This window comes from Mesorhizobium sp. M7A.F.Ca.CA.004.04.2.1 (assembly GCF_004022825.1).
Classification (GTDB): Bacteria; Pseudomonadota; Alphaproteobacteria; order Rhizobiales; family Rhizobiaceae; genus Mesorhizobium.
In genome coordinates, this window is record NZ_RZPH01000873.1 from 1 (window position 1) to 2,606 (window position 2,606).

The window sequence follows — 2,606 nt, forward strand, 5'->3', positions numbered from 1 at the left end:
GTCCAAAGGCGGTCACGCCGGCCGCCTTGTAGCCGGCAAAATCTTTTTCGGAGACGCCGCCGACGGCACCGACCAGCGTTTGCGCCGGCAACACCGCGCGCATCGCGGAAATGCCGCCTGCACCCAGCACGCTCGCCGGGAAGAATTTAAGCGCCGAGGCGCCGAGCTTGATCGCCTGGAAGGCTTCGGTTGGCGTGAACACGCCGGGCATCGTCACCATGCCGTAGTGCATGGCGCGCGCCATCACTTCGGCATCGATGTTGGGACTGACCAGCAGCCGCCCTCCGGCCTGGTGCAAGCCATCGACATCGGCCGGCGTCAGCACCGTGCCGGCACCGACCAGCGCCGTTTTCGGCAGCACTTGGACGATGCGGGCGATCGACGAGAACGGTTGCGGTGAGTTCAGCGGCACTTCGATCGCCTCGATGCCGGCGTCGAACAGTGCCTGGCCCATGGCCATCGCCTCGGTGGGCTTGAGCCCGCGAAGGATGGCAACCAGGCCGCGCTTGAGTTTTGGAAACGGTGCGGTCTGGCTCATCGAGCTGCTCCAATTCTTGCGATCATGCCGTTCTCGCGCGCCGCCTCGACGAGACCTGCACGCACCGCCTCGTCCGCGTCGACGGCCCGGACCTCAAGTCCGGCAAGGCCGAGCGCCTCGCTGTACAGCGTTCCCAGCGCACCGGAGGCGACCAGCACCACGGGTTCCGCACCGGCGCCGTGCCGACGGCTGGCGGAGGCGATCTCGCCGCCGATCAGAAGGCCGGACAGGCAGGCTGCGGCATCGTCGGCTTTCAAATCCTGCAGCAGGCCGGCGGCGCGGATGGAAAACAGCCGCGAGGTGACATCGCCGCCATCGCTCAATGCGGTTTCGCACCAGCGGCGGAAGAACGGATTGTCCGATGTGACGGGCTTTGGATGTTCGCCGAGCGAATGGCGCAGGATCGAATGCGCGGCAAGCACCGAAAACAGCTCGCCGGTCGGCCAGGTGCCGAAGCCGGTGACAGTACCGTCCTCGACCAGCACCCATTTCGAATGGGTACCGGGCATGCAGACCAGCTGGCGCCCCCTGGCCGGCAGGCCGGCGCCGGCAAGCTGGGTTTCCTCGCCGCGCATGACGTCGGGCGCGTCAGTCAGTCGCTGGGCAAGGCCCGGAACGATGCGGATGTCGCGGCTCTGGCCGGGCACGCTGGCGGCACCAGCAAGGATGGCGCTAAGCGGCGCCGGCACGGTGACATAGGGCGCTTCCAGCCAGCCCTGGCGGGATCCGGCCATGCCGCAGATGATGACGGGCAGCGCCGCTGGTGCTCCCATCGCCGCCAGATGCCCTTCGAGGATGGTCGAAAAGCCCTTCTGCTGCGCCGTGATCAGGCCATCATCGCCACGGCGTTCAGCAAGCACCTTGCCTTGCCCGTCGATCAGCCAGACCCGCATGCGGGTCGTGCCCCAGTCGACGGCGGCGACCGCCGGCGCGTTCCCGGCTGGGCTCACAGGAAACCTCCATCGACGACCAGCATCTGCGCTGTCAGCATGCGCGAGGCGTCCGAGGCCAGGAACAGCACGGTGCCGACGATGTCGTCGGGCTGCATCACCTGCTTGATGCATTGCTTGGCGACATGGGCGGCAAGCCCCTGTTCGGTCACCCAGAGCTCCTTCTGCCGCTCGGTGATCACCCAGCCGGGCGCAATGGCATTGACGCGGATGCCGTCGACACCGAGCTTGCCGGCCAGCCCCTTGGTCAGACCGAGGATACCGGCCTTGGCGGCCGTGTAGGACGGCATGTCGGGGTGGTTGATCAGATAGGACGTCGAGGTGAAGTTGATGATCGAGCCGCCGCCCGCCCGCTTCATGCCCGGCGCCACCGCTTGCGCGGTGAAGAAATGCGGCCTGAGATTAATAGCCTGGTTGTTGTCCCAGAACTCGACCGTCACGTCCTCGACGGCGTGGCGTTCATCCCAGGCCGCATTGTTGACCAGCACAGTGACATCGCCATGCGCCTCGGCGGCCTTCGCGGCGGACGCCCGCAGGGCCTCGACGTCGCGTAGGTCGGTCTTGAGATAGAGCGGCCGCTTGCCGAACGCTTTCTCGATGCGGTCGGCAAGGGCCGTGCTTGGGCCGTCGGCGATGTCGATGAAGGCGACATTGGCGCCCTGGCGCACAAACCCCTCGGTCAGGGCAGCACCAATTCCGGAACCGCCGCCGGTGATCAGCACCGAGGCTCCTTCGAGGTCGGCAAAATGCGCCGATGGCATCATCGTTCCTGTCTCCCAGCGCATGACCCCGAAAATCGGATCGATTTTCGGAAAGGGATCATGCGCAAGATGTAAATTGCTACAGCGTCCTTTGCGCGTCCGAAAGGACGCGCGGCGCTGTAGCGTGATCGGCGCGCATCCTAGCCACGCAAGGCGCGTGGGCAAGGGCGAAAGATCGGATTTCTGGGCTTATGTCAGACAAAACGACAATGCGCCGCACCGGATGCGCATGGCGGCACCGTCGGGATTGCGGATCGCGGGGATCGCCGGTCAGATCGCCTTGGCGCGCAGGGCGCCGCGGAAGGAATCACGGAGATAGCCGAGCGTGGCGTCGGCATCGACGGGCTTGCCGAACAG

At 66.2% G+C, this 2,606-nt stretch carries 3 protein-coding genes; all 3 read right to left on the minus strand.

The window, feature by feature from the left end:
• The coding region (locus EN893_RS28470) for a 2-dehydro-3-deoxy-6-phosphogalactonate aldolase (RefSeq protein ID WP_164901188.1) at window positions 1-538 on the minus strand (538 nt) is incomplete at its 3' end.
• Window positions 535-1,488 (minus strand): 2-dehydro-3-deoxygalactonokinase, encoded by a 954-nt coding sequence (locus tag EN893_RS28475; protein WP_127266733.1) that lies wholly within the window; start codon window positions 1,486-1,488, stop codon window positions 535-537. The genes EN893_RS28475 and EN893_RS28470, both read right to left, overlap by 4 nt.
• Entirely contained in the window at window positions 1,485-2,252 is a 768-nt protein-coding gene (locus EN893_RS28480) for an SDR family oxidoreductase (protein WP_023814196.1), read from the minus strand. The genes EN893_RS28475 and EN893_RS28480 overlap by 4 nt, the downstream gene beginning before the upstream one ends.
• Between the last annotated feature and the right edge of the window lie 354 nt (window positions 2,253-2,606).